This is a genomic window from Secundilactobacillus mixtipabuli (assembly GCF_002217925.1).
GTDB lineage: Bacteria > Bacillota > Bacilli > Lactobacillales > Lactobacillaceae > Secundilactobacillus > Secundilactobacillus mixtipabuli.
Genome location: NZ_BCMF01000012.1, coordinates 44053 through 67408, shown reverse-complemented (window position 1 = coordinate 67408; position 23356 = coordinate 44053). Strand labels below are relative to the sequence as shown.

At 43.0% G+C, this 23356-nt stretch carries 27 protein-coding genes; 24 read left to right on the top strand and 3 right to left on the bottom strand.

Annotated elements, in window-relative coordinates:
* The first annotated feature begins 259 nt into the window (after positions 1 to 259).
* The 9 genes from upp to IWT5_RS10820 all read left to right on the top strand — a co-directional run bounded on the left by upp (position 260) and on the right by IWT5_RS10820 (position 7642).
* The gene (gene upp / locus IWT5_RS10860; protein WP_089109980.1) at positions 260 to 889 is read left to right on the top strand and encodes a uracil phosphoribosyltransferase; all 630 of its coding nucleotides are present in this window, start codon (positions 260 to 262) and stop codon (positions 887 to 889) included.
* 268 nt (positions 890 to 1157) lie between these two features.
* Positions 1158 to 1877, top strand: a complete 720-nt coding sequence (gene atpB, locus IWT5_RS10855; protein WP_089109979.1) for a F0F1 ATP synthase subunit A — start codon at positions 1158 to 1160, stop codon at positions 1875 to 1877.
* Positions 1878 to 1968: 91 nt separating this feature from the next.
* On the top strand, positions 1969 to 2181 hold the full coding sequence (gene atpE, locus IWT5_RS10850) for a F0F1 ATP synthase subunit C (RefSeq protein ID WP_089088992.1): 213 nt from the start codon (positions 1969 to 1971) through the stop codon (positions 2179 to 2181).
* Positions 2182 to 2231: 50 nt separating this feature from the next.
* Positions 2232 to 2735 (top strand): F0F1 ATP synthase subunit B, encoded by a 504-nt coding sequence (atpF, locus tag IWT5_RS10845; protein ID WP_089109978.1) that lies wholly within the window; start codon positions 2232 to 2234, stop codon positions 2733 to 2735.
* A 1-nt stretch (position 2736) separates the two neighbouring features.
* Positions 2737 to 3279, top strand: coding sequence for an ATP synthase F1 subunit delta (gene atpH / locus IWT5_RS10840; protein WP_089109977.1), 543 nt, complete (start codon positions 2737 to 2739; stop codon positions 3277 to 3279).
* A 28-nt stretch (positions 3280 to 3307) separates the two neighbouring features.
* Positions 3308 to 4846: a F0F1 ATP synthase subunit alpha gene (gene atpA, locus IWT5_RS10835; protein WP_089109976.1), complete on the top strand. Its 1539-nt coding sequence runs from the start codon at positions 3308 to 3310 to the stop codon at positions 4844 to 4846.
* Between the two features lie 25 nt (positions 4847 to 4871).
* A complete protein-coding gene (locus tag IWT5_RS10830; protein WP_089109975.1) occupies positions 4872 to 5765 on the top strand; it encodes a F0F1 ATP synthase subunit gamma in 894 nt (297 codons plus the stop codon).
* Positions 5766 to 5787: 22 nt separating this feature from the next.
* Positions 5788 to 7200 carry a F0F1 ATP synthase subunit beta gene (gene atpD / locus IWT5_RS10825; protein WP_089109974.1) on the top strand — a complete coding sequence of 471 codons (1413 nt, stop codon included), beginning with the start codon at positions 5788 to 5790 and terminating at the stop codon, positions 7198 to 7200.
* A gap of 13 nt (positions 7201 to 7213) precedes the next feature.
* Positions 7214 to 7642 (top strand): F0F1 ATP synthase subunit epsilon, encoded by a 429-nt coding sequence (locus tag IWT5_RS10820; RefSeq protein ID WP_089109973.1) that lies wholly within the window; start codon positions 7214 to 7216, stop codon positions 7640 to 7642.
* A 275-nt stretch (positions 7643 to 7917) separates the two neighbouring features.
* Here IWT5_RS10820 and IWT5_RS10815 read toward each other — a convergent pair whose 3' ends face one another.
* From IWT5_RS10815 to IWT5_RS10805, 3 genes are read right to left on the bottom strand one after another with little or no spacing between them, the layout of a single operon-like run.
* Entirely contained in the window at positions 7918 to 8901 is a 984-nt protein-coding gene (locus tag IWT5_RS10815; RefSeq protein WP_089109972.1) for a lipoate--protein ligase, read from the bottom strand.
* Positions 8898 to 9797 carry a lipoyl synthase gene (gene lipA, locus IWT5_RS10810; RefSeq protein WP_089109971.1) on the bottom strand — a complete coding sequence of 300 codons (900 nt, stop codon included), beginning with the start codon at positions 9795 to 9797 and terminating at the stop codon, positions 8898 to 8900. Before lipA ends, IWT5_RS10815 begins: the two co-directional genes overlap by 4 nt.
* A 12-nt stretch (positions 9798 to 9809) precedes the next feature.
* Positions 9810 to 10058, bottom strand: coding sequence for a lipoyl domain-containing protein (locus tag IWT5_RS10805; RefSeq protein ID WP_225360277.1), 249 nt, complete (start codon positions 10056 to 10058; stop codon positions 9810 to 9812).
* A 464-nt stretch (positions 10059 to 10522) separates the two neighbouring features.
* On the opposite strand from IWT5_RS10805, the gene IWT5_RS10800 reads away from it, so the two are divergent.
* The 15 genes from IWT5_RS10800 to IWT5_RS10730 all read left to right on the top strand — a co-directional run bounded on the left by IWT5_RS10800 (position 10523) and on the right by IWT5_RS10730 (position 23325).
* Positions 10523 to 10753 (top strand): DUF1146 family protein, encoded by a 231-nt coding sequence (locus IWT5_RS10800; RefSeq protein WP_089109969.1) that lies wholly within the window; start codon positions 10523 to 10525, stop codon positions 10751 to 10753.
* 23 nt (positions 10754 to 10776) lie between these two features.
* Positions 10777 to 12081: a UDP-N-acetylglucosamine 1-carboxyvinyltransferase gene (murA, locus tag IWT5_RS10795; protein ID WP_089109968.1), complete on the top strand. Its 1305-nt coding sequence runs from the start codon at positions 10777 to 10779 to the stop codon at positions 12079 to 12081.
* A 119-nt stretch (positions 12082 to 12200) separates the two neighbouring features.
* Positions 12201 to 13208: a rod shape-determining protein gene (locus tag IWT5_RS10790; protein WP_089109967.1), complete on the top strand. Its 1008-nt coding sequence runs from the start codon at positions 12201 to 12203 to the stop codon at positions 13206 to 13208.
* Between the two features lie 23 nt (positions 13209 to 13231).
* Positions 13232 to 13492 (top strand): membrane protein insertion efficiency factor YidD, encoded by a 261-nt coding sequence (yidD, locus tag IWT5_RS10785; RefSeq protein ID WP_439959108.1) that lies wholly within the window; start codon positions 13232 to 13234, stop codon positions 13490 to 13492.
* 19 nt (positions 13493 to 13511) lie between these two features.
* Complete coding sequence (locus tag IWT5_RS10780) at positions 13512 to 13733, top strand: DUF2969 domain-containing protein (RefSeq protein ID WP_089109965.1); 222 nt, start codon at positions 13512 to 13514, stop codon at positions 13731 to 13733.
* 113 nt (positions 13734 to 13846) lie between these two features.
* Positions 13847 to 15043 (top strand): FtsW/RodA/SpoVE family cell cycle protein, encoded by a 1197-nt coding sequence (locus IWT5_RS10775; protein ID WP_089109964.1) that lies wholly within the window; start codon positions 13847 to 13849, stop codon positions 15041 to 15043.
* Positions 15044 to 15072: 29 nt separating this feature from the next.
* Positions 15073 to 15375 carry a glycine cleavage system H family protein gene (locus tag IWT5_RS10770; RefSeq protein WP_089109963.1) on the top strand — a complete coding sequence of 101 codons (303 nt, stop codon included), beginning with the start codon at positions 15073 to 15075 and terminating at the stop codon, positions 15373 to 15375.
* Between the two features lie 387 nt (positions 15376 to 15762).
* Complete coding sequence (locus IWT5_RS10765; RefSeq protein ID WP_089109962.1) at positions 15763 to 16797, top strand: methionine ABC transporter ATP-binding protein; 1035 nt, start codon at positions 15763 to 15765, stop codon at positions 16795 to 16797.
* 40 nt (positions 16798 to 16837) lie between these two features.
* Complete coding sequence (locus IWT5_RS10760) at positions 16838 to 17473, top strand: methionine ABC transporter permease (protein WP_089109982.1); 636 nt, start codon at positions 16838 to 16840, stop codon at positions 17471 to 17473.
* A 35-nt stretch (positions 17474 to 17508) separates the two neighbouring features.
* Positions 17509 to 18342, top strand: coding sequence for a MetQ/NlpA family ABC transporter substrate-binding protein (locus IWT5_RS10755; protein WP_089109961.1), 834 nt, complete (start codon positions 17509 to 17511; stop codon positions 18340 to 18342).
* A gap of 353 nt (positions 18343 to 18695) precedes the next feature.
* Complete coding sequence (locus tag IWT5_RS10750; RefSeq protein ID WP_089109960.1) at positions 18696 to 19451, top strand: ABC transporter ATP-binding protein; 756 nt, start codon at positions 18696 to 18698, stop codon at positions 19449 to 19451.
* A gap of 12 nt (positions 19452 to 19463) precedes the next feature.
* The gene (locus tag IWT5_RS10745) at positions 19464 to 21275 is read left to right on the top strand and encodes an FtsX-like permease family protein (protein WP_089109959.1); all 1812 of its coding nucleotides are present in this window, start codon (positions 19464 to 19466) and stop codon (positions 21273 to 21275) included.
* Positions 21276 to 21313: 38 nt separating this feature from the next.
* Positions 21314 to 21694, top strand: coding sequence for a GntR family transcriptional regulator (locus tag IWT5_RS10740; RefSeq protein WP_089109958.1), 381 nt, complete (start codon positions 21314 to 21316; stop codon positions 21692 to 21694).
* Entirely contained in the window at positions 21678 to 22556 is an 879-nt protein-coding gene (locus tag IWT5_RS10735; protein WP_089109957.1) for an ABC transporter ATP-binding protein, read from the top strand. Before IWT5_RS10740 ends, IWT5_RS10735 begins: the two co-directional genes overlap by 17 nt.
* Entirely contained in the window at positions 22546 to 23325 is a 780-nt protein-coding gene (locus tag IWT5_RS10730) for a hypothetical protein (RefSeq protein WP_089109956.1), read from the top strand. Before IWT5_RS10735 ends, IWT5_RS10730 begins: the two co-directional genes overlap by 11 nt.
* Positions 23326 to 23356: the final 31 nt, after the last annotated feature.

Below are 23356 nucleotides of genomic sequence, written 5' to 3'. Positions count from 1 at the left end.
TTATGTGCGGCATCAAGTGCCAAAAAACAGCTCGGCTTTGCTTCGCTATCACTTTAACAAAAAAAGTGGTGTATTCAACTCCGTCGAGCTGAATACACCATTTATATTAGTAAGTTTTATGTACTTGGAGTAAAAAAAGGTTATTAGCCGTGATTTAGTTCAAAATAGGTGATTTCTTTATAACTCTTTTTAATTTTTTAGATTCAGGGGTTCTTTTGCATGGTACAATTGAAAGAAATACCAAAGGAGTGTCAAACACATGGGCAAGTTTCAGGTTATGGATCATCCATTGATTCAGCATAAACTGACAATTATTCGGGATAAGAACTGCGGAACGAAGGTTTTTCGCGAAGTCGTCGATGAAATCACCATGTTAATGGCGTATGATGTTGCACGGGATATGCCGTTAAAAGATGTTGAAATCGAGACCCCAATTGCTAAAACAACGGTTAAGACTTTAGCGGGTAAAAAAGTGGCTATCGTGCCAATTCTGCGTGCCGGGATCGGCATGGTAGATGGGATCATGAAGTTAATTCCTGCTGCTAAGATTGGCCATATTGGGATGTACCGTGATGAAAAAACATTGGAACCTCACGAATATTTTGTGAAGTTGCCAGCAGATATTGACCAACGCCAAATCTTCGTTGTTGATCCAATGCTTGCAACCGGTGGTTCTGCAATCATGGCGATCGATGCTTTGAAGAAGCGGGGCGCAACTAACATCAAATTTGTTTGCTTAGTTGCGGCGCCAGAAGGTGTAAAAGCACTGCGCGAAAAGCACCCTGATGTTGATATTTATACAGCGGCCTTAGATGATCATCTTAACGAGAATGGCTACATCGTTCCTGGGTTAGGTGACGCTGGTGACCGGCTTTTTGGTACTAAGTAAATTCATATAAAGATGATAATAGTCAATTAATATAAATCTGTCTGATAAGTCCCAGGCGGTTTCCATTAATTGGCTTTTTTTATCCGTATATTTTTCCGAATAGCTTTGTATTTTGATATGAACGGTGGTATTATTTTGTTTGTATTTGTAATGAAGATTTTTCATTTAAAGTACTACGTTCGAAGATTTGAAATTTGACTTGTTGATTAATGAACGAGGTTCTTCAGAACTTCCAACGTTAACATAGTTTGAAAAGAGGTGATACTCTGTGGGAGATCCATCTTCAGTTGCAACCTTTCAATTCGGGGGACTTACGTTTAATGCCGCAAATATCTTTTCCGGGCTAATTGCGTTTGTACTCGTTTTTTTGTTTGTATTTGCCCTTTCTCGGCATATTACGATGAAACCAGGTAAGGGCCAAAACGTCCTTGAATGGTTAATCGATTTTACAAATGGAATTTTGAAAGGTTCTATCCCTGGAAATGAAACGGGGGCATTTGGCCTTTACGGGTTCACCTTGTTCCTATTCTTATTCATTTCTAACCAACTTGGCTTGTTTTTGCAAATCGCTGTTGGCGGGAAGGACTTTGTTAGAAGTCCAACTTCTGACCCAATCGTTACCATGTCATTCTCGTTAGCAACCTTAATGATTGCTCAGTTTGCTGGTGTAATGAAGTTTGGGTGGAAGAAACACTTCTCAGGTTACTTACAACCGTTTGTTTTTTGGTTACCAATCAGTATCTTCGAGGAATTCACGAACTTCCTGACATTAGGTCTACGTATTTTCGGTGTGATTTTCTCTGGTGAAATGTTACTGAAGATTATCGGAAACCTTGCCTTCTCACATGGGATTGCGACGATGATCGTGGCAGTTCCATTGGAAATGGTCTGGCAAGGGTTCTCCGCTTTCCTTGGTGCCATTCAAGCTTACGTGTTTGTAACACTTTCAGCCGTTTATATTTCAAAGAAGCTTGAAATTGGAGAATAAACATCTTCAAATGAAGCTTGAAGTTGAGGAGTAAACGACTTACAATATTCACCTACTATTTCTACATCATTTTAAGGAGGAACTACAGATTATGGGAGCTATTGCAGCAGGTATTGCCATGGCCGGTGCAGCCATCGGTGGTGGTGTCGGTGATGGTATCGTTATTTCTAAGATGCTTGAAGGTATGTCACGCCAACCAGAATTATCTGGTCAATTACGGACTAACATGTTCATTGGTGTTGGGTTGGTTGAAGCCATGCCTATCATTGCCTTCGTTGTGGCCTTACTTGTTATGAACAAGTAATGTTTTACAACCCGTTAAATTTAATTTTAACAAGAAGGAGGTGTCAATAGATGTTTTCACATTTAGCCGTAGCAAGTAGCCTTGCAATCGGAGACATGCTTTTCTATGCGATTTGTTTCATCATTTTGATGTGGTTGATCAAGTTAGTTGCTTGGAAGCCAATCAATCAAATGATGCAAGACCGTGCTGATAAGATCTCTAGTGATATCGATTCAGCTGAAAAGTCTCGTGATGATGCAGCCAAACTTGCAAAACAACGTCAAGACGCATTAGCAAACTCTCGTCAAGAAGCTTCAAGCATTGTTGATTCAGCTAAAAAGCAGGGTCAGCAACAGCGAGATGGTATTTTGGCACAAGCCCAAAGTGATGCGCAATCATTGAAGGAAAATGCCCAAAAAGATATCGAACAAGAGCGTTTAGATGCATTGTCTAGTGTGCGTAATGATGTGGCTGACCTATCTATTGAGATTGCTTCCAAGATCATTCAAAAAGAATTAAGCGCTGATGATCAAAAGGCATTGATTGATTCTTATATCGAAGGGTTGGGGAAGTAACATGAGTCTTGATAAGGTAACGGTAGCCAAGCGCTACTCAAAAGCGCTGTTTGAACTGCTTTCGAGCAACGGCCAATTGGACGCGGCTTATGGCGAACTCAAGCAGCTACGTAAAGTCTTCCAAGACAACCCGCAATTGGGCAGTGCCTTAACGGATAATAGTTTAGCGCTAGCTAAGCGGGAAGCCTTAGTCAAGCCGCTGTTAGATAGTACAGAAGGTACGATCCATAATTTGGTTCAAATGGTTTATGATTACGGTCGGATGGACGCAATGGTAGAAATCATTGATCAGTTTCAGAAACTGTATGATGAACTTAACCAAACGGTTTATGCGGATGTAACTACAGCGGTCGCCCTGGATGACACACAGCTTGATGCACTTAAGTCAGGTTATGCTAAACGGGTCGGCGCTAAGCAAGTCATTTTGACAAGCAAAGTTGATACATCTATTATTGGCGGCGTTATTATTCAGTCTGCTGGAACGATTTTTGATGGTTCCATCAAGACTAAAATTCGTCGCATGCGTCAAGCATTGTTAGAATAAGAGATCTTTATAAAGGGGTGAAACCTATATGAGCATTAAAGCTGAGGAAATCAGTGCTCTAATCAAACAACAATTAGCAAACTACCAAGACGAGATCTCTGTTGAAGAAACAGGTACTGTTACCTATGTTGGTGATGGTATCGCCAGAGCTCACGGACTTGAAAATGCGTTGGCTGGTGAGTTGCTCGAATTCGATAGCGGGGTTTATGGCATGGTCCAAAACCTTGAAAGTAACGACGTTGGTATCGTTGTTTTAGGTGATTTCACCAAAATCACTGAAGGCGATACAGTTAAACGAACGGGTCGGATCATGGAAGTTCCTGTTGGGGACGCCATGATTGGCCGGGTCGTTAACTCATTGGGTCAACCCGTTGATGGTAAGGGTGAAATCAAGACTGATAAGACCCGTCCTATCGAACGAAAGGCACCAGGCGTTATGGAACGTAAGTCAGTTTTCGAACCACTTCAAACTGGTATGAAAGCCATTGACTCATTAGTTCCAATTGGTCGTGGTCAACGTGAATTGATCATTGGTGACCGTAAAACTGGTAAAACAACAGTTGGTATTGATACGATCATTAACCAAAAAGACCAAAATATGATTTGTATTTATGTTGCGATCGGTCAAAAGGAATCAACTGTTCGTGGTTCCGTGGAAACCTTGCGTAAGTTTGGTGCCATGGACTACACAATCGTTGTTACTGCCGGTCCTTCAGAACCAGCTCCATTACTCTACATCGCACCATATGCCGGTGCGGCAATGGGTGAAGAGTTCATGTTTAACGGCAAGCACGTTTTGATCATTTATGATGATCTTTCGAAGCAAGCCGATGCTTATCGTGAACTTTCCTTGATTCTTCGTCGGCCACCAGGTCGTGAAGCTTATCCTGGGGATATTTTCTACACCCACTCACGTTTGCTCGAACGGGCTGCTAAGCTGAGTGATGATCTAGGTGGCGGTTCAATGACGGCGATGCCGATTGTTGAAACGAAGGCCGGAGACATTTCAGCTTATATTCCAACCAACGTTATTTCTATCACCGATGGTCAAATCTTCTTGGATAGCGATTCATTCTATTCAGGTGTTCGGCCAGCTATCGATGCCGGGACTTCGGTTTCTCGTGTTGGTGGTGACGCCCAAGTCAAGGCGATGAAGAAGGTTGCTGGGACGCTTCGTTTGGACTTAGCTTCATATCATGAATTGGAATCATTTGCGCAATTTGGTTCTGATTTGGATGAAGCTACTCAAGCTAAGTTGAATCGTGGTGCTCGGACCGTTGAAGTCTTGAAGCAACCATTGCATTCTCCACTTCCAGTTGAGAAACAAGTCTTGATTTTGTATGCTCTGACTCATGGTTATCTTGATAAGGTTGAGTTGGATGATATTGCTAAATTTGAAAGTGGCCTCTTTGATTTCTTCGATGCCTCACATGCTGACCTGCTTGACACCATCGCCAAGACAGGTAACTTGCCAGACAACGATAAGATGGAAGCAGCCGTTTCAGAATTTGCTCAAACATTCCAACCAGCAAATGATGAAGACACTGAAACAGTAGCGAACAAATAAACTTGAGGAAGGATAGTGAGAGCTGATGGCTGAATCAATGAGCGATGTTCAACATCGCATTGCTTCAACAAAGAATACACGTCAGATTACATCGGCAATGCAGATGGTTCAGACTTCTAAGCTGAACCAGATTCAAAAGGCTGCTGTAGGTTACCAAGACTACGTTAGCAAGGTTAAAGCCGTTGTAATGCATCTGGCAAAATCTCATCTATTAGATGATTCCTCGAGCGATTCGCAATCTGAACAGTCAAAAAAGACAGCATACTTGGTCATTACTTCTGATCGAGGGATGGTCGGCAGTTATAACAGTAACGTTATTCGCGAGACAAATGAATTCATCAAAGCCCACAGTGGTGATGATGATCATTTGATTCTTGCTGTTGGCGGAACTGGTGCTGACTTCTACAAGAAGCGCGGTGCAAATGTGGCCTACGAATATCGTGGTGTCAGTGATGTGCCAACTTTTGATGAAGTTAGACAAATTGTCAAAACCATCACCTCAATGTATGATAGTGGCGTTTTCAGTGAATTATATGTCTGCTACAACCATTTCGTTAACCGAATCGTTTCACGGTTCCGTGGCGAAAAGATGTTGCCAGTCGATAGTGAAACACTGAGTGGTGACGCTGCTGAGGAAACTCAAGCACAAACGTTAACGGCAGCTTACGATATGGAACCTTCTGAGAAGGAAGTATTGAAAGTTGTTCTACCACAGTATTCGGAAAGCCTCGTTTTCGGAGCAATTCTGGATGCTAAGACGTCTGAACACGCATCAAGTTCTAATGCTATGAAGTCGGCTTCAGATAATGCTGACGACCTCATTGCTGATCTTGAGTTGCGATATAATCGTGCTCGCCAAGCAGCAATTACGACTGAAATTACTGAAATTACTGGTGGGCAAGAGGCATTGAATAATTAATGACGGGAGGAATTAACGAATAATGAGTTCTGGTAAAGTTGTTCAAGTTATCGGACCAGTTGTCGACGTTGAATTCCCGTTGGATGACACACTCCCAGATATCAATACCGCGCTTCACATCAAAAAAGATGATGGCAGTTTCCTTGTTACTGAAGTTACCCTTGAATTAGGTGACGGTGTAATGAGAACGATTGCCATGGATGGTACTGATGGTCTTCGTCGTGGAATGGAAGTTGAAAACACTGGTTCTTCTATTACTGTTCCAGTTGGCGATGACACACTTGGTCGAGTATTTAACGTCCTCGGGGATCCAATCGACGGCGGCGCCGAGTTCGGCCCAGATGCTGAAAGACGTCCAATTCACCGTGACGCACCAAAGTACGATGAATTAAACCCTACTTCAGAAATTCTGGAAACCGGGATCAAAGTTATTGATTTATTAGCACCTTATGTTCGTGGTGGTAAAATTGGGTTGTTCGGTGGTGCCGGTGTTGGTAAAACCGTTTTGATTCAAGAATTAATCCATAACATTGCACAAGGTCATAATGGTATTTCAGTCTTCACAGGTGTCGGTGAACGTACCCGTGAAGGTAATGATATGTACTACGAAATGAAAGGCTCAGGTGTTCTTGAAAAGACGGCCATGGTCTATGGTCAAATGAACGAGCCACCTGGTGCCCGTATGCGGGTTGCTTTGACTGGTTTAACGATTGCGGAATACTTCCGTGATGTTAAGGGTCAAGATGTGCTGTTATTTATTGATAACATCTTCCGGTTTACCCAAGCCGGGATGGAAGTTTCAGCCTTACTTGGCCGGATTCCTTCAGCCGTTGGTTACCAACCTACGTTGGCTACTGAAATGGGTCAGTTGCAAGAACGAATCACTTCTACTAAGAAGGGGTCAATCACTTCTATTCAAGCGGTTTACGTTCCTGCCGATGATTATACCGACCCTGCTCCTGCAACGACTTTCGCCCATTTGGACGCTACCACCAACCTGGAACGTTCATTGACGCAACAAGGTATCTACCCAGCCGTTGACCCGTTAGCTTCTACTTCCACTGCGCTTGACCCACAAGTTGTTGGTCAAGAACATTACGAAGTGGCAACTGAAGTTCAACATGTTTTGCAACGTTACCGTGAACTTCAAGACATTATCTCAATTCTTGGGATGGATGAATTATCAGACGAAGAACAGACCATTGTTGGCCGTGCTCGTCGGATTCAATTCTTCTTGTCACAAAGTTTCTCCGTTGCTGAACAATTTACTGGGTTACCAGGGAAGTACGTTCCGGTTTCCGAAACCGTTAAAGGCTTTAAGGAAATCTTGGAAGGTAAGTATGATGATCTTCCAGAAGATGCTTTCCGTAACTGTGGCCCAATTGAAGACGTTGTCGAAAACGCCAAGAAGATGCAGGCTAACTTAAGCAAGTAAGGAGGGGTTCTAATTGGCTGATGATCAATCAGTTTTAACCGTTAGTATCGTAACCCCCGATGGTAACGTCTATGATAATGAGCAAGTTAAGATGCTAGTCGTTAAGACTCAGCTTGGTGAACTCGGTATCATGGCCAACCACGTTCCTGTGATTGCTTCGTTAGCATTTGATGAAGCACGTATCCAATCAGCCAACGATGATCAGAAAGACAAAATCGCCGTTAACGGTGGTTTCATCGAATTCTCTGATAATGTTGCAACCATCGTCGCTGACTCTGCGGAAAAACAAGATCAAATCGATGTTGGTCGTGCTCAAAACGCTAAGAAACGGGCGGAAGCTCGAATCAAAAAAGCGCAAGATGCACATGACAAAGATGAACTTGCACGTGCAGAAGTTGCACTTCGGCGGGCGATCAATCGAATTAACGTTGCTGGCAAGTAAAATTGCAAGCAAAGACGCTATCAACTTATTGGTAGCGTCTTTTTTGTCCCTTAGAAGGGTAAATGGAACGACAAAACAGGTAGTCGGTGTTCAAAATAAGGACACTGACTACCTGTTTTTAAAATCCTAATGGTTTAATTAATATTTATCTAATGATTTATATTGACCATTTGGAATAATTTGAACCCGTTATTTTAACAAAAGGTTTTAAATTCAGCATGGTTAGCGCTAATCTGAATAGCCGCCTTTTTCAGTTAAAATATTCCACAATCATATTAAAATAATAGCGCGGTGAGTTGTTCTGGTTGGAGTCCCTTAATGGGGGTTCGTTTCAATTCGTCTTCCACAATTGGGGCGATAGCTGTTTGCTGATAGGTTTGCCCCAATAGTGCCTGTTCGAATTGTTTGAGATTAAGGTTACTGAAGAAATCGCCAGACAGTTGAATTGCGGAAAAACGGTGCTTTTGATCCAGATCAAAGGCCACTGATACAATGCCAATTCCCTTTAAATAACGTTTATGGACGTAATCAAATTGACGTTGCTGAGCCTGCCAAACAGCTTCTTCGCCAAAGTGCTGTGCAGCAATTTCAGCTAGGTGATCTTCCTCAGCACTAGTGATTTGGCCGATTTTAGCGCCCGTAATGGTCAACAAAGCACTTTCCAACTGCTGTTTGAATTCAGCAGCTGTCCAATTCGGCTGCTGTTCAATCAGGTTGATGGTTCGCTGATGAACCGAGTTGATGTGTTTTGCCTTCATTTTGACGGGATCTGCTTTAAGTGCCTTTGCCATCCAATCGAGGTTGGCATTAAACAATAAGCTGCCGTGGTGCAGTCTAAAGCCATCCGTCATGTACTGCGCACTGCCTGAGACTTTGCGGCCGTCAACGACAAGGTCGTTGCGGCTATCATTTTGGGCGTTGATGCCAATTTGGTTCAGTGCCTGAGTAATCAAACTCAAGCCAGAAGCAAAATCAATGGTCCGATCCTGACTGGGGGTAATCAGTGTAAACTGACAGCCACCCTGATCGGTATAAATGGTGCCACCGCCCGATAGCCGTTTAACAGCAGCAATATGATGCGCATCAATGAACGGACGATTGAGCTCATTTTCAGCGGTTTGATACTTGCCTAGCATGACGGTCGGTGTAGTAGACCACAACATCAAAACCGGCTCTAACGGCCGTTTTTCAGTCATTAGGTAATACTCTAAGGCAAAGTTGTGTCGGACATCAAGGCTGTCTACAGGTAAGTAGATCATTGATTTTCCACCGCTTCCAACTCTTCCTTAGCTTTGTAAGAGCTTCGAACAAGTGGTGAACTAGCAACAAACTTAAAGCCGCGTTTCATGGCTTGCTTGTAGTATTCTTGGTAACGTTTCATTGGTACCCATTCACGCAGGGTGTAGTTCTTTGGACCTGGTTGAACGTACTGCCCAATGGTCAAGAAGTCAACGTCGATGGCACGTAGATCGTCCATTAACTGGTAAACTTCTTCATCCTTTTCACCAAGGCCTAGCATGATCCCCGTTTTCACATACATGGTCTTAGGCGCGTGTTCCTTAACGTACTTCAAGACGTGAAGTGAGGTATCGTAGGTGGCACGGTTACGAACTTTAGGCGTGATGCTGCGAACGGTTTCCATGTTGTGGTTAAACACATCAGGACCAGCAGCAATCACTTTATCCAGGCAGTCTTCTCGGCCCTGGAAATCGGGTGTGAGAACTTCGATTGAGGTATCTGGATTGAGCTCTCTAATGGCTTTGATCGTTCTGACAAATTGATCAGCACCTAAGTCGGGTAAATCATCACGGTCAACACTGGTGACGACCACGTGGCTTAAACCAAGCTTTTTGGTTGCTTGTGCAACTCTTAGGGGTTCCAGTAAGTCGACATCTTTGGGGTGGCCGTGAGGAATATCACAGAACCGGCAGGCACGGGTGCAGTTAGGACCCAAAATGATGAATGAAGCAGAGCCACTGCCGAAACATTCACCCAAATTAGGGCAGTTAGCTTCGGCACAAACCGTATTGAGCTTTAACCCCGAGAGCAGATCCTGCATCTTATCGACTTTTTTCTGATCATACGTTACTTTAAGCCAGCTTGGTTTGGCTGGTGCTTTTTGCTTTGTTGTTGGTGCTTTATGCTTTGTAATCATGATATGTCCCTCCTATGCGACTTCAATTGTAGCAACCAAATCGCCGACTTTAGTGGTGTCGCCAGTTGCTACTTCTTGGGCTTTCAAGATGCCGTCTTCTTGGCTTTCAACTTGGCTGATGGCTTTTTCGGTTTCAACTTCGAACAACACATCACCGGTCTTGACAGCATCACCAGGTTGTTTATCCCACTTGCCGAAAAAGTATTCATCAGACTTAGGACTCAACTTTGGCATATGAACTTCTTTAATCAAACTAATCATCTCCGTGAACGAAATATTAATATTGAACTGAACGACTAAAGATTAACATGATTCGATATTGTTGTGAAACGCCACGAATATTCCAACCCGTTAGCGCTTACAAATGCCCGTACAACAGTTCGTAGACAATAAAAATAAGACTCCACAGGGAATATGTATTTTAATCGGAAAATAGGTTAAAAACTATTCTGTATAGAATAGTTCATTATTCTTAAAAAAGATGAATTGGATACAATTGAATGTGAACCCCTGAACGAGCAAATTTGTGGTCAGGTGGGAAGCAATCTTACATATTTGTTTAGTAAAAAGTAATGATTATCATAACCTTATAATTTATGTTTAAACTCAGTAGGTCATCAAAAAGTTTGCTTTGTAAAACGTAATATTACAAATGCAATAGAATTAGGGACAGAGCGTATGAAATATGCTATATTTTAGGGGTAATGCAGAAAGGAAAGTGAACAATGCGAACTATCGGTGCCCAAGCTCTGATGACCTTAATCAGTCATTTTGTTTTTATTTTTGTCGCCTTTTGGAGTATCCAAAAGCTGCACATTGAGAATTTTATGCGACTATATCCGAGCCAAGCACGTGTACTGATCGTTCTGCTGTCGGTAACGGTAGGCTTTACCTGCAGCGAATTTTTCTTGAACTTTATAGATAATGTAAGAAACTTAATTTTTCTTGTGAAATAACGCAACTCGTGGAGGGAATTTCTTTGGAAAAGATTATTGTACATGGCGGCCGAGAATTGTCTGGAACTGTACATATCGAAGGTGCCAAAAACGCTGTTTTGCCAATTTTAGCTGCTTCAATCTTGGCTGAGCATGATGATATGGTTCTGACGAACGTACCAATTCTATCTGACGTTTATACCATGAATAAAGTATTAAAATTTTTGAATTTGGACGTCGACTTTGACGAGGCAACGAATACGGTGCGCCTTAATGCTGCTAAACAGCTGTCAACCCAAGCACCATTTGAGTACGTGTCAAAGATGCGTGCTTCAATTGTTGTCATGGGACCTTTATTGGCACGTTACGGTCATGCCAAAGTTGCTATGCCAGGCGGCTGTGCCATTGGTTCACGGCCAGTTGATCTTCATTTGAAAGGGTTCGAAGCTCTTGGTGCAAGTATTGATCAGCATGATGGTTATATTGAAGCAACTGCTGACCGATTGGTTGGGGCAAACATCTACCTTGATTTCCCAAGTGTTGGTGCAACCCAAAATATTATGATGGCAGCCACTATGGCGGAGGGCACAACCACCATTGAAAACGTTGCTCGCGAACCAGAAATTGTCGACTTGGCTAACGTGTTAAATAAAATGGGCGCTAAAGTCCGTGGTGCCGGGACCGAGACGATTCGGGTCGAAGGGGTTACCAGCATGCACGGCACTGACCACTACGTTGTGCAGGATCGGATTGAAGCTGGAACCTTTATGGTTGCTGCTGCACTGACTCACGGTAACGTTTTGGTTGAAAACGCGATTGCAGAACACAACAAACCCTTGATTTCTAAGTTAGAGGAAATGGGTGTTACGGTTTTAGTTGAAGATGATGGGGTTCGTGTGATTGGCCCATCAACCTTAAAGCCCACTAACGTTAAAACGTTGCCACATCCTGGATTCCCGACGGATATGCAGCCTCAGATGACGGTTCTTCAGCTGTGTGCCAGTGGTACCAGTACGTTAACTGAAACGGTGTTTGAAAACCGCTTTATGCATTTGGAAGAGCTACGTCGGATGAACGCTAAATTCAAGGTTGAAGGCCGAACGGTAGCCTTGTATGGTCCAACCAGCTTCAACGGTGCTGAAGTTGCAGCAACCGATTTACGAGCTGCCGCAGCGTTGGTACTCGCTGGCTTGGTCGCAAATGGGTATACCCAGGTTACCAATTTGAAGTATCTGGACCGCGGTTACTATGATTTCCATCTGAAATTACGTGCGTTAGGCGCTGAAATTGAACGGGTCAAAGTGCCACAGCAAGAAGCAGTTGTTTTAAAGTCTAAAACGAAAGATTAATATGAAACGAAGAGTTCGGAACGGCGGGGCTGTTCCGAACTTTTTTCGCATACCCCATCTTAAGGCGGGTATGCTATAATTAACGGTTGAGATAATAAGTTCAGGAGGAATCAAATAGGATGGCAAAAGATATTGGTATTGACCTTGGAACCGCCAACGTTTTAATTTACGCGGTTGGCAAGGGAATCGTTTTAAACGAACCCTCAGTTGTGGCGGTTGATACGAAGTCAAATCAAGTATTAGCAGTGGGCTCTGAAGCCTACCGAATGGTAGGACGTACCCCAAGCAACATTCGGGCAATCCGGCCATTAAAAGACGGTGTGATCTCTGATTTTGATGTTACTGAAAGCATGCTGTCATACTTTATTAGTAAGCTAAGTGTGAAGGGCTTTATGGCAAAACCTAACATTATGATCTGTGCACCGACTAACATTACCGAAATCGAACGTCGCGCGATTATTCAGGCGGCTGAAAAATCAGGCGGTGGCAAGGTTTATCTAGAGGAAGAACCTAAAGTTGCTGCCGTTGGGGCAGGCATGGATATTTTTAAGCCCCAAGGGAACATGGTCATCGATATTGGCGGTGGGACTAGCGATATTGCTGTTTTATCACTTGGTGATATTGTGGCCAGCAAATCAGTACGAATTGCCGGTGATGAGTTAAACGTTAATATTATTAACTTTTTGAAGACGCACCATAACTTACAAGTTGGTGAACGAACTGCCGAATCGATTAAGATTAAAATCGGTTCTGCTTATCCGGATGACGATCATAACGAATCGATGGAAGTTCGTGGCCGTGATTCAGTTTCTGGGATGCCACGTTCAATTGAAATTACTTCAAAAGATATCTACCCAGCAATTGACAGTGTCATGGTTCAAATCGTTAATGCAGCAAAGGATGTTTTGGAAATTATTCCACCAGAATTAGCTGCTGATATTATTGATCGCGGCATTATGCTCACTGGTGGGGGTGCTTTACTCCACGGTGTCGACAAGCTGATGATCGAACAATTGAAAGTGCCTGTTGTCATTTCAGAAAACCCACTTGATAACGTGGCTAAGGGTGCCGGTATTTTGCTTGAACATATGAACGCAGCGGCCACTAATAAGCACGGCCGCAGATAGGAGCCAACTTGAAAAGGTTATTGATGATGCTTGTGCGCGGCTATCAGCGCTTTATATCACCGTTATTTCCGCCAACCTGCCGTTATTCACCAACCTGTTCAGCCTATATGTTAAAAGCACTATCAAAACACGGTGCGATTAAGGGAACGTTAATGGGGATCGCCCGCATACTCAGATGCAATCCGTTTGTGCATGGCGGTTATGATCCCGTTCCCGACCACTTCAGTTTGAAACGCAATAGAAAAGCTGAACTGGCTTATTTAAAAGAGATGAACTTAAAATAAAATTAAAAAGGAGCTTCCCATGTCAAAAAAGAAACAACCAGTCGGTGTGGCAATTGATGATGTGACGATCAAGGGTGTTGATGGTCTCCAATTGTCCATTAACGATGAAGTGATCGGTACTGTAATGCCACTTGAAAATGGCTCTTTCGAAGCTCAGATCGGCTCAGATCGACCCGTTAAAGTTAAAACGCAAGATGAAGCCGTTGAGTACTTGATTCAAGCTTATAATTTACATCATTAATTTTCTCGCTATGAGTCCTAACCCTAAAAAACGGTTAAGGATAATCATTTTTTATCAGAACGGCTGATAAGCCGTCTATAATTAACGCGTGAGTGAGAGGAGGATATGATGCAATGAATGAACGTCGCGAAGATGATTCAGAATCGCGAATCGATTATGGCGTTATTTTTTGTGTGCTGATGCTGGCATTGATCGGTTTAGCGTCGATCTATGTTGCAGCCGTCCACGACTCTAGTGCAACCAACGTGACAACAGTAATGGTGTCACAGGTTGTTTGGTACGCGATTGGAACGGTTGCAGTCGTTGTCATCATGCAATTTGATTCGGAACAATTATGGAAAGTGGCCCCGTTAGCTTACTGGCTGGGGATTTTCCTGCTGGCAGCTGTCTTGGTGTTTTATAGCCGATCTTACGCAGCTTCAACGGGTGCAAAATCCTGGTTTGCCATTGGACCGTTAACTTTCCAGCCATCAGAAGTGATGAAGCCGGCCTTTATCTTGATGCTGGGACGAGTTGCCAGTGACCATAATCATAAATACTATGAACATACAGTTCATTCAGATTGGCTATTACTGGGCAAGATGGTTGCTTGGCTGCTGCCAGTTGCCGTGTTGCTTCGTCTTCAAAATGACTTTGGGACGATGCTGGTGTTCTTTGCAATTGTTGCTGGTGTATCACTAGTCGCGGGGATCACTTGGCGGATTATTGTGCCGGTTGCAATTGCCCTAGCCGGAATTGGCGGGGGTGCCTTAGCATTAGTTGCAACGACTACCGGCCGAACCATACTTGGCCATTTAGGGTTTGCTGCGTATCAATTTTCACGAATTGATACATGGCTAAATCCTGCCAGCAATACTTCTGATCAAGGATATCAATTATGGCAAAGCATGAAGGCCATTGGTTCAGGTGGCATTTTTGGGACGGGATTCAACGTCTCTAAAGTGTATGTTCCTGTTCGTGAATCCGACATGATTTTCTCAGTTATTGGTGAAAACTTTGGCTTTATTGGCAGTTTGATCCTGATATTGCTTTACTTTATGTTGATTTATCAAATGATTCGGGTAACATTTGACACTAAAAACGTTTTTTATGCCTATATTTCTACCGGTGTTATCATGATGATTTTATTCCATACCTTTGAAAATATTGGGATGAATATCGGCTTGCTACCGCTAACGGGTATTCCCTTACCATTTGTTAGTCAAGGTGGTTCAGCGCTGATTGGGAACATGATAGGTATTGGATTAATTATGTCAATGCGTTATCATAATAAGAGTTACATGTTTAGTCGTAACGAGGACTTTGAATAAAGTCAAAAAAATTGGTATGAGGTGAAAGTATGAGTGAAGAAGCAACTTATTTCTGGACAAAAGTAATGGATGACAAGACACGTCTTGGTTTAACGAAAGCTGGCCAAGATGAATTAGGCACCATTAAGTTTGCTCACCTACCAAGTGTTGGCGACAAAGTTACCAAGGGCAAGACCCTGATCAGTGTTGAAGCTGAAAAGGCTGTTTCAGATATTGATAGTCCTGTTAGCGGTGAAGTTGTTGCTGTGAACCCACAGTTAGCTAACGACTTTGATAGCTTAAACAGTGAAGAAGAAGCCGATGCTTGGCTAGTTGATATCAAGGAAAGCTAATTGCATATTAATTAGATTCTGAGAATACAATGACATTTCTTCTTGACAGCTCTCATTCAAATGACTATACTTTTGTCATTGACTCAATTGAATAAGAGATCAGCAAAATGAGTAAGCATAGCGTAGATGCCTAGAGAGTCTCGGTTAGATGAAAAGGGACCGCTACAACATACTGAAGATGGTTTTGCATAAAGAGGTTACGGTGAGCTTAAGTGAACCGCAACTGGTTAACGGCCACTATCCCGTTGGGTCTATAGACCCGTTGAGGTTACTGCTGTGAGGCAGTGACGAATATAAGGTGGTACGCGATAAGCTTCGCCCTTACTTAAATCGATTGATTTAAGTGGGGCGAAGCTTTTTTATTTGAGGAAAAGGGAGGTAACCGGAGTGATTGAGTTTAAAGACGTGACAAAAAGATTCACTACAAAAGACGGTGACTTAACCGCCGTTTCAGATGTTAATCTGAACATCGATGACGGAGAGATTTATGGCATTGTTGGTTATTCAGGTGCTGGGAAAAGTACCTTAACACGGATGTTAAATGGTCTGGAGACACCAACCAGCGGTGAAATCGATATTAATGGCGATAAAATCACTGCACTTTCTGGCACGGATTTAAGAAAAAAGCGTCAAAAGATTGGGATGATTTTCCAACACTTTAATCTGCTTTGGTCACGTACAGTCATTCAAAACATTATGTTTCCGCTGGAAGTTGCTGGTGTATCCCGCAAAGAGCGTCAGGAAAAAGCCCAGCATCTCGTTGACTTAGTTGGGTTGACTGGTCGAGAGCACTCGTATCCGTCTGAATTATCAGGGGGACAAAAACAGCGTGTCGGGGTTGCTCGGGCATTAGCTAATGATCCGGAAATCTTAATTTCCGATGAAGCGACTAGTGCCTTGGATCCGCAGACGACGGATGAAGTGCTGGACCTGTTGCTTGAAATTAATAAGAAATTAAATTTGAGCATCGTCCTCATTACCCACGAAATGCATGCCATCCGAAAGATTTGTGATCATGTGGCTGTGATGGATGATGGTCGGGTGGTTGAACAGGGAACGGTCTTCAACGTATTCCGGAATCCGAAAGAGGAAATTACGAAGCGCTTCGTCAGCGAAGAAGTTGATCCAGCATTGACGGATACCAACAGTATCGTTGAAGAACTGATCAAGAGTTACCCAGATGGGACGATCGTTCAGCTGGTCTTCCATGGTGATCAAGCCAAGTTACCGATTGTATCTGAAATCATTCATAAGTTTCCTAAGCTTCAGGTTAGTATCATTGAAGGCAGTATTCACCAAACCCAGGAAGGGTCAATTGGCTCATTATACTTGCAGTTCAATGGTGATAAAGAAAGCCTTGACGGTGCTTTGGACCTGCTGAAGAAAATGCGTGTTGAAACGGAGGTGATTCACCGTGACTAATGGCTCTTACTTTGCGTTTAATACGGTGGACTGGAACAACATGGGCGCTGCCACTTGGGAAACTGTTTGGATGACCGTTGTTTCGATGATTGCCGTTGCCATTTTAGGTGTTTTATTAGGATTGCTATTATTTGAGACAACGGCGAGTCAAAATGTTTGGGTGAAAGTGCTTAATGCAATTGTTTCTTTCTTAGTTAACGTGTTTAGATCCATTCCATTCATCATTTTGATCATGCTGCTGTTACCAATTACCAAAAACCTGGTTGGCACGATTATCGGCCCTACAGCGGCACTGCCATCGTTGATTATTTCCGCGGCGCCGTTCTATGCCCGGATGGTCGAGTTAGCTTTCCACGAAATCGATCGCGGTGTGATCGAAGCTGCGGAAGCGATGGGGGCAAACAGCTGGCAGATCGTTTACAAAGTTTTGCTGCCGGAGAGTATGCCAGCATTAGTATCAGGTGCCACAGTGACTACGATTTCGTTGATTGGCTACACCGCAATGGCCGGTGCTATCGGTGCTGGTGGATTAGGTAACTTAGCTTACATCGATGGTTTCCAAGCCAATAACAATACGATCGTGTTTGTTGCGACGGTTATCATTGTGGTCGTCGTGTTTGCATTTCAATTTATTGGGGATTTCCTGGTTCGCCGAATCGATAAGCGGACCTTATAAAAACTTATTATTCTACATTTTGGGAGGAATTGTTCATGAAGACTTCGAAACGGATTCTAGGTATTTTAGGGATTGCGGCCACAACCGTACTGTTAGCTGCTTGTGGTAACAATTCAAGCCAATCAAAGACCACCACGATTACGGTGGGTGCCTCAGCTGTACCTCACGCTCAAGTTTTAAAGCACGTTCAACCACAATTGAAAAAGGAAGGCGTTAACTTAAAGGTTAAGGTATTCCAAGACTACGTTATGCCTAACAAAGCTTTAGCCAGCAAGGAATTGGATGCTAACTACTTCCAACACACGCCATTCTTAAACCAGTGGAACAAAGCTAACCATGGTACCCTTGTCAGCGCCGGTGGTGTTCACTTGGAACCAATCTCTGCTTACTCAAAGAAGGTTAAGAACTTAAAGGATCTGAAGGATGGCGCAACCGTCTTAGCAAGTTCAAACACCCCTGACTATGGCCGTATCTTAACCATTTTGCAGGATGCCGGTTTGATCAAGGTCAAGAAGGGGATTGACATTACAACTGCTAACTTCAGTGATATTACGTCAAACCCTCGTCACTTGAAGTTCAAGCACAGTTACGAACCAAAATTGATGCCAAGTATCTACAAGAACGGTGAAGGCGACGTCGACTTTATTAACGCCAACTACGCGGTTCAATCAGGTCTTGATCCTCGTAAAGACGCTATCGTCACTGAAAAGTCATCTTCACCATACGTCAACATTGTTGCCGTGCGCAAAGGTGATCAAAAGAAACCTGCTATTAAGAAATTGATGAAGGCCTTACAATCAAAGAGTACACAAAAGTGGATCTACAATCACTATAAGGGTGCTGTTTTACCAGCCAAGAGTTATAAATAAAGAGTAGCTGCGACGCAACTCGGTAGATTCTAGAATATAACACGAAACGACGCCATTCCGATGGGCTATCGGGATGGCGTCGTTTCGTGTTATATGGCCGGAATCTGAGTTGTAGAGCAGGTAAAGGCGATATTTAAGTCGTGATCTAAAGTCAATTTTAGAATGTGTTTACGTCAAGAGATTAAATGAAATCCTTATCGATATCGACTTATATCACATGTCATTTTGAGGCCCATTTAATCGGTCTGGAATTTAATTTCTAATTGACAAACCCATGACTCACCTTTATAGTTAGTTACACAAGTAACTAACCAATTAACATCTTTAAAATTTCGGTTAAATGGAGGAGAATCATGAAAACAACCCCAATTGTCTCGGTACGAGACCTACACAAAACGTATGGTAAAACGGGTGAAAAACAGTATGAAGCACTAAAAGGAATCAGTTTTGACGTCAACGCAGGTGAGTTTGTCGGCATTATGGGCGCTTCAGGTTCTGGCAAAACAACGTTACTTAATATTCTGGCAACGTTGGATCAGCCTACATCAGGTGACGTTGAAATTAATCAGCAGGTTTTGACTGACCTGAAAGGTAACCAGATTGCTGACTTCAGAGCGCAACAAGTTGGGTTTATTTTTCAGGATTTCAACTTATTAGAAAACTTAACCAATTTTGAAAATATTGCGCTGCCGTTGTCGTTACAAAACGTGAAGGGAAAATTGATTCACTCAAAGGTTGCACAGGTTGCACAGTCGCTTAATATTGAAGCTATTTTAGATAAATATCCCACTGAAATTTCAGGTGGTCAAAAACAGCGGGTGGCAGCAGCACGAGCCTTGATTTCACATCCAGCCATTTTATTTGGTGATGAGCCGACGGGGGCGCTTGATTCTAATAGTGCTCGTGATTTGCTTGAGATGCTGACCACCGTCAATCAGGAACAACAAGTCCCTGTTTTACTTGTGACCCACGATCCATTTTCTGCCAGCTATTGCCAACGGATTTTGTTCATTAAGGATGGTCAGATCGGTCAGGAACTAGAAAAAGGTGCGCAGACTCGGCAGCAGTTTTATCAGGCGATCCTAGATGCGCTTGGTACGTTTGATTAGGGGGCTGGCAAAATGTTAACTAAATTAGCGTTTACAGGGATTAAAAGCCGGCTAAGAGACTATATTGTGTTGTTATTTGGTCTGATGATGTCCAGTGGCATCTTCTACATGTTTGAATCATTAGCCACTAACAGGGCATTTATTAAAGCTAACGCCCGGCAGATTACGGGTGCCAACTTTATTTTTCTGTTCGGTGCCATCTTGTTAACGATCATCACGTTAGTCTATGTCTTTTATGCGAATTCTTTTTTGATGAGTATGCGGCGTCATGACTATGGTTTATTCATGATGTTAGGCGCGAAGCAGTCCAAAATTGGTCAGTTGATTCTGATTGAAACGTCAGTTATTGGCACGATTGCCAGTCTAATCGGTACCTTTGTTGGGTGGGGGCTTACCGCGACGCTGGCACCATTTTTGATGAGTCGAATGATTGGCACGAAACTTCACCATTTCAGTGCGCTTTATTGGCCTGCGGTATGGATTACCATTCTGCTTTACATCGTGCTCTTCTTGATTGCTGGTGCGATTAACCGGCTGGTATTAACCAAAACGCCAGTTCTCAAACTGTTGAAGGGCGACAGCCAGCCTAATCGACCACGGTTAAAACCCGTTAGTCAGCTGTTACAAGTGATTATTGGTCTTGGGTTGTTAGCCATGGGTTATTATGCGATGAGTCACATTCAAACGTTTGTTTTAAGCGCGATTCCGATTGGCTTAGTGACCATTGTCCTAGGGACTTATCTGTTATTCAATGCGGTCTTTGTTTGGCTAATTATCATCATTAAGCGGTCTAATTGGTCAAACCGAGGGTTAAGAAATTTTACGCTCTCACAGCTGAGCTTTCGAATTCGGAATTATACTAAAATTCTTTCCATTGTTTCGATATTAGTTGCACTGTCACTAGGGGCAATTACAGTTGGAATTGGTTTACAGCGCCAAGTGACTGCTTTATCTACGGCCAGTAATGCTTACACGATGGCGATAAAAAATCCATCAGCAGAAACGCTTCATGAAATCAACCAGTTAAAACTAGCAACTCAGGTGACCTATCAGCAAAAAGAAACCAAGCAAGTCATTTACTATCGTGCCAATCAAATCAAACAGCATCCCGTGCAATTTACGGGCTTTGGGCCACTCATTAATTCTACCAAGCGAAACCGGCTGGCTGAACCGAAATATCGGCCTATGACGAGGTCACAATTAAGCAAGCACCCTGAAAAATTGATGGTGTTGCAGCCTAAAGCACCACAAAAAACGCCGCGACTGGTTTCAGATGATGCCTTTAAAAAGATCCCCGTTAAAACGCAACGCTTAATGCTGTTCCGTGTGAACAATCTTCAAGCTGATAAAGCCGGTTTAAAGCGGGTTGTTGCCAGTCTAGGGAATCCACCGGTAACGACCATTCCAGGAAGCTACAACGTTTTTATTCTCGGCACTGTTTTATTCGGTGGACTGGAATTTATGGGGTTCTTTCTTGGTATTGCGTTCCTGGCAATGTTAGCCAGCTGTCTCATGTTTAAGATCTTAAGCGGGGCGGCCAGTGATAAGGGACGGTATGAGATGCTCAATAAAATTGGGGCCCGACCAGCAGCATTACGCAGTTCCATCGCCCGAGAGATTTTAGTCCTGTTTGTACTACCAGCGATCGTAGGCGTAATTCACGTTTTCTTTGGTTTACAGATGTTTAAAGTCTTAATGTTAAATCCGTATTATCAGATTTGGCTGCCATTTACAATTTTCTTTGTTTTGTATATGATTTATTACATTATTACTGTTCAGCTTTACGAGCACATTGTGCTGCCTAAACTTAAAATTGATCAGTAGTCAGTATAGCGGTAAAAGGAAGGATTGGATGGTGGATCATGCAGTTTGATTTTAATAGTACTGAACCACTGTATCTTCAAGTTGCCGAGCAGATTGAAGAGGCAATTTTTACAAACAGCTTCGAGGAGGGGACACAGGTCCCTTCGACAACGGAAATCTCGAAGCAATTTCATATCAATCCTGCTACGGTTTTAAAGGGAATGAATATTTTAGTAACGCATCATTTCTTGGAAAAGCGCCGGGGGTTAGGGATGTTTGTCGCCGCGGGGGCTTATGCCAGAATCCGTGAAAAACGTCAGTCGGAATTCTATGACGATTATGTGGTCAATCTTGTGAAAGAAGCCCAGAAACTATCGTTATCAAAAACAGCCATTCTAGAAATGATTAAGAGGGGGTTCGAAAATGGTCAAACCAATTAAAATCACACATGTCAGCAAAACATTTGGTAAACAACAGGTCCTTGATGACATTAATCTGACGATTGAACCAGAGACCATTTATGGCCTCCTAGGTCGAAATGGTGCTGGTAAAAGCACCTTATTCAACATCATCACAAATCGTTTGCCCTTAACCAGAGGTGAGGTCACCATCGGTGGGCAGTCTGTGACAAATAATGACGCGGTCCTCAATCGGATCTATTTAATGAGTGAGGCTAACCTTTATCCGTCACGGATGAGGGTCGAGGACATTTTTAAACTAACAAAGCAGCTCTACCAGGGAATGGATGAGAAACTGACGCAGTCTTTGACGCAGCAATTCGGGTTAAATAGCCATGCGCGCTTTAACAAGCTATCGACGGGTTCACGTTCAATCATGAAATTGATCATTGCTTTGGCGGTAGATGTAGACTACGTTATTTTAGATGAACCGACACTTGGATTAGACGCAAATCACCGGCGCATGTTTTATGATGCGCTGCTAGATAGCTATGCTAAAAGACCACGCAGTTTTGTTATTTCAACTCATTTGATTGAAGAAGTCAGTCAGCTGATTGAACGGGTCTGGGTGCTGCAAGATCACCGAATCATGATTGACGAAACAACTGAGGAAATGCTCAATAAAGGCTATGCCATTACTGGACCAATCAATGATGTCAGCACCTACACGGCGGGTCTGAATGTCATTGGCCATGAGGAGCTTGGTCACTTAGTCGTCCATTACGTTTATGGTGACTTGGACAATGATCGACCAATACCAGATACGATATCGATCAGTCACATTGACTTACAGCGATTATTTATCTATTTGACCAATCAGGAGGTGGCAAAGGTTGAAAATTAAAGCGGCTTTTTCGTACCAACTTAAAAATTACTTCAAATCGTTTGGCTGGGTTTACCTCTGGTCGATTGCGGCAGTCGTGATCCTGCCATTTCTCATTTCGCTGATTTTAGGCCGCATTAACGTTTATGATTTCAGCGACTATTTACCACAAATGCTACCAGCTTTAATTTTAGGCTTTTACCTATTTGTTTTTGGCGGCATTAGTTACGATGGGTTTAAGTTGTTCATTCAGAATGGGATTGGCCGGAAAACTTATTTTTACAGTAAGTTGGCTGCGTTGACCACCATTTTGATTGTTGGTGAAGGCATCAATCTGCTGTATGGGGCTGTGTATCATCAGTTCATTAATGCTAAGCAAAATCCGGTCATGACGTTTAGTGTTCTTTACGGTCATTATTTTAATTCTGCCACGGCAAACACGGTTGCGGTCTTCATCATTACCGTCTTATTTATTGCCTGCATTATGGCAACGGGAATGGTCATTGGGTCTTGTTTAGGTTTATTCAATAGAAGGGCCCAACGCATTATCATTGTTGGACTACCCATTATCCTCTTCGTCCTTCTAGCGGTCTTAGTGATGTTAAATGATCAGACAAGTTTAAAGCTGACGTGGTTGGGCGATCTGCTGCTGTACATCGTCGGAATGAATCAGCAGGTGGCGACAGGCCATTTTAACGTTTTTGCACCAATCATCTCTGGCTCAATATACACGATTGTGATGTTGCTGATAAGTTACCAGTTGACTTTACGTTTCCGAGTGCCAAGATAATTTGACTGATTGACGCTGATTTTCTCGTTAG

Excerpts from the sequence above, each read along its gene's own strand:
- upp (WP_089109980.1), top strand. The coding sequence starts at position 260 with ATGGGCAAGTTTCAGGTTATGGATCATCCATTGATTCAGCATAAACTG.
- atpE (WP_089088992.1), top strand. The coding sequence starts at position 1,969 with ATGGGAGCTATTGCAGCAGGTATTGCCATGGCCGGTGCAGCCATCGGT.
- atpF (WP_089109978.1), top strand. The coding sequence starts at position 2,232 with ATGTTTTCACATTTAGCCGTAGCAAGTAGCCTTGCAATCGGAGACATG.
- atpH (WP_089109977.1), top strand. The coding sequence starts at position 2,737 with ATGAGTCTTGATAAGGTAACGGTAGCCAAGCGCTACTCAAAAGCGCTG.
- atpA (WP_089109976.1), top strand. The coding sequence starts at position 3,308 with ATGAGCATTAAAGCTGAGGAAATCAGTGCTCTAATCAAACAACAATTA.
- IWT5_RS10830 (WP_089109975.1), top strand. The coding sequence starts at position 4,872 with ATGGCTGAATCAATGAGCGATGTTCAACATCGCATTGCTTCAACAAAG.
- atpD (WP_089109974.1), top strand. The coding sequence starts at position 5,788 with ATGAGTTCTGGTAAAGTTGTTCAAGTTATCGGACCAGTTGTCGACGTT.
- IWT5_RS10815 (WP_089109972.1), bottom strand. The coding sequence starts at position 8,901 with ATGATCTACTTACCTGTAGACAGCCTTGATGTCCGACACAACTTTGCC.
- lipA (WP_089109971.1), bottom strand. The coding sequence starts at position 9,797 with ATGATTACAAAGCATAAAGCACCAACAACAAAGCAAAAAGCACCAGCC.
- IWT5_RS10805 (WP_225360277.1), bottom strand. The coding sequence starts at position 10,058 with ATGATTAGTTTGATTAAAGAAGTTCATATGCCAAAGTTGAGTCCTAAG.
- IWT5_RS10800 (WP_089109969.1), top strand. The coding sequence starts at position 10,523 with ATGCGAACTATCGGTGCCCAAGCTCTGATGACCTTAATCAGTCATTTT.
- IWT5_RS10790 (WP_089109967.1), top strand. The coding sequence starts at position 12,201 with ATGGCAAAAGATATTGGTATTGACCTTGGAACCGCCAACGTTTTAATT.
- yidD (WP_439959108.1), top strand. The coding sequence starts at position 13,232 with ATGATGCTTGTGCGCGGCTATCAGCGCTTTATATCACCGTTATTTCCG.
- IWT5_RS10780 (WP_089109965.1), top strand. The coding sequence starts at position 13,512 with ATGTCAAAAAAGAAACAACCAGTCGGTGTGGCAATTGATGATGTGACG.
- IWT5_RS10775 (WP_089109964.1), top strand. The coding sequence starts at position 13,847 with ATGAATGAACGTCGCGAAGATGATTCAGAATCGCGAATCGATTATGGC.
- IWT5_RS10770 (WP_089109963.1), top strand. The coding sequence starts at position 15,073 with ATGAGTGAAGAAGCAACTTATTTCTGGACAAAAGTAATGGATGACAAG.
- IWT5_RS10760 (WP_089109982.1), top strand. The coding sequence starts at position 16,838 with ATGGGCGCTGCCACTTGGGAAACTGTTTGGATGACCGTTGTTTCGATG.
- IWT5_RS10755 (WP_089109961.1), top strand. The coding sequence starts at position 17,509 with ATGAAGACTTCGAAACGGATTCTAGGTATTTTAGGGATTGCGGCCACA.
- IWT5_RS10750 (WP_089109960.1), top strand. The coding sequence starts at position 18,696 with ATGAAAACAACCCCAATTGTCTCGGTACGAGACCTACACAAAACGTAT.
- IWT5_RS10745 (WP_089109959.1), top strand. The coding sequence starts at position 19,464 with ATGTTAACTAAATTAGCGTTTACAGGGATTAAAAGCCGGCTAAGAGAC.
- IWT5_RS10740 (WP_089109958.1), top strand. The coding sequence starts at position 21,314 with ATGCAGTTTGATTTTAATAGTACTGAACCACTGTATCTTCAAGTTGCC.
- IWT5_RS10735 (WP_089109957.1), top strand. The coding sequence starts at position 21,678 with ATGGTCAAACCAATTAAAATCACACATGTCAGCAAAACATTTGGTAAA.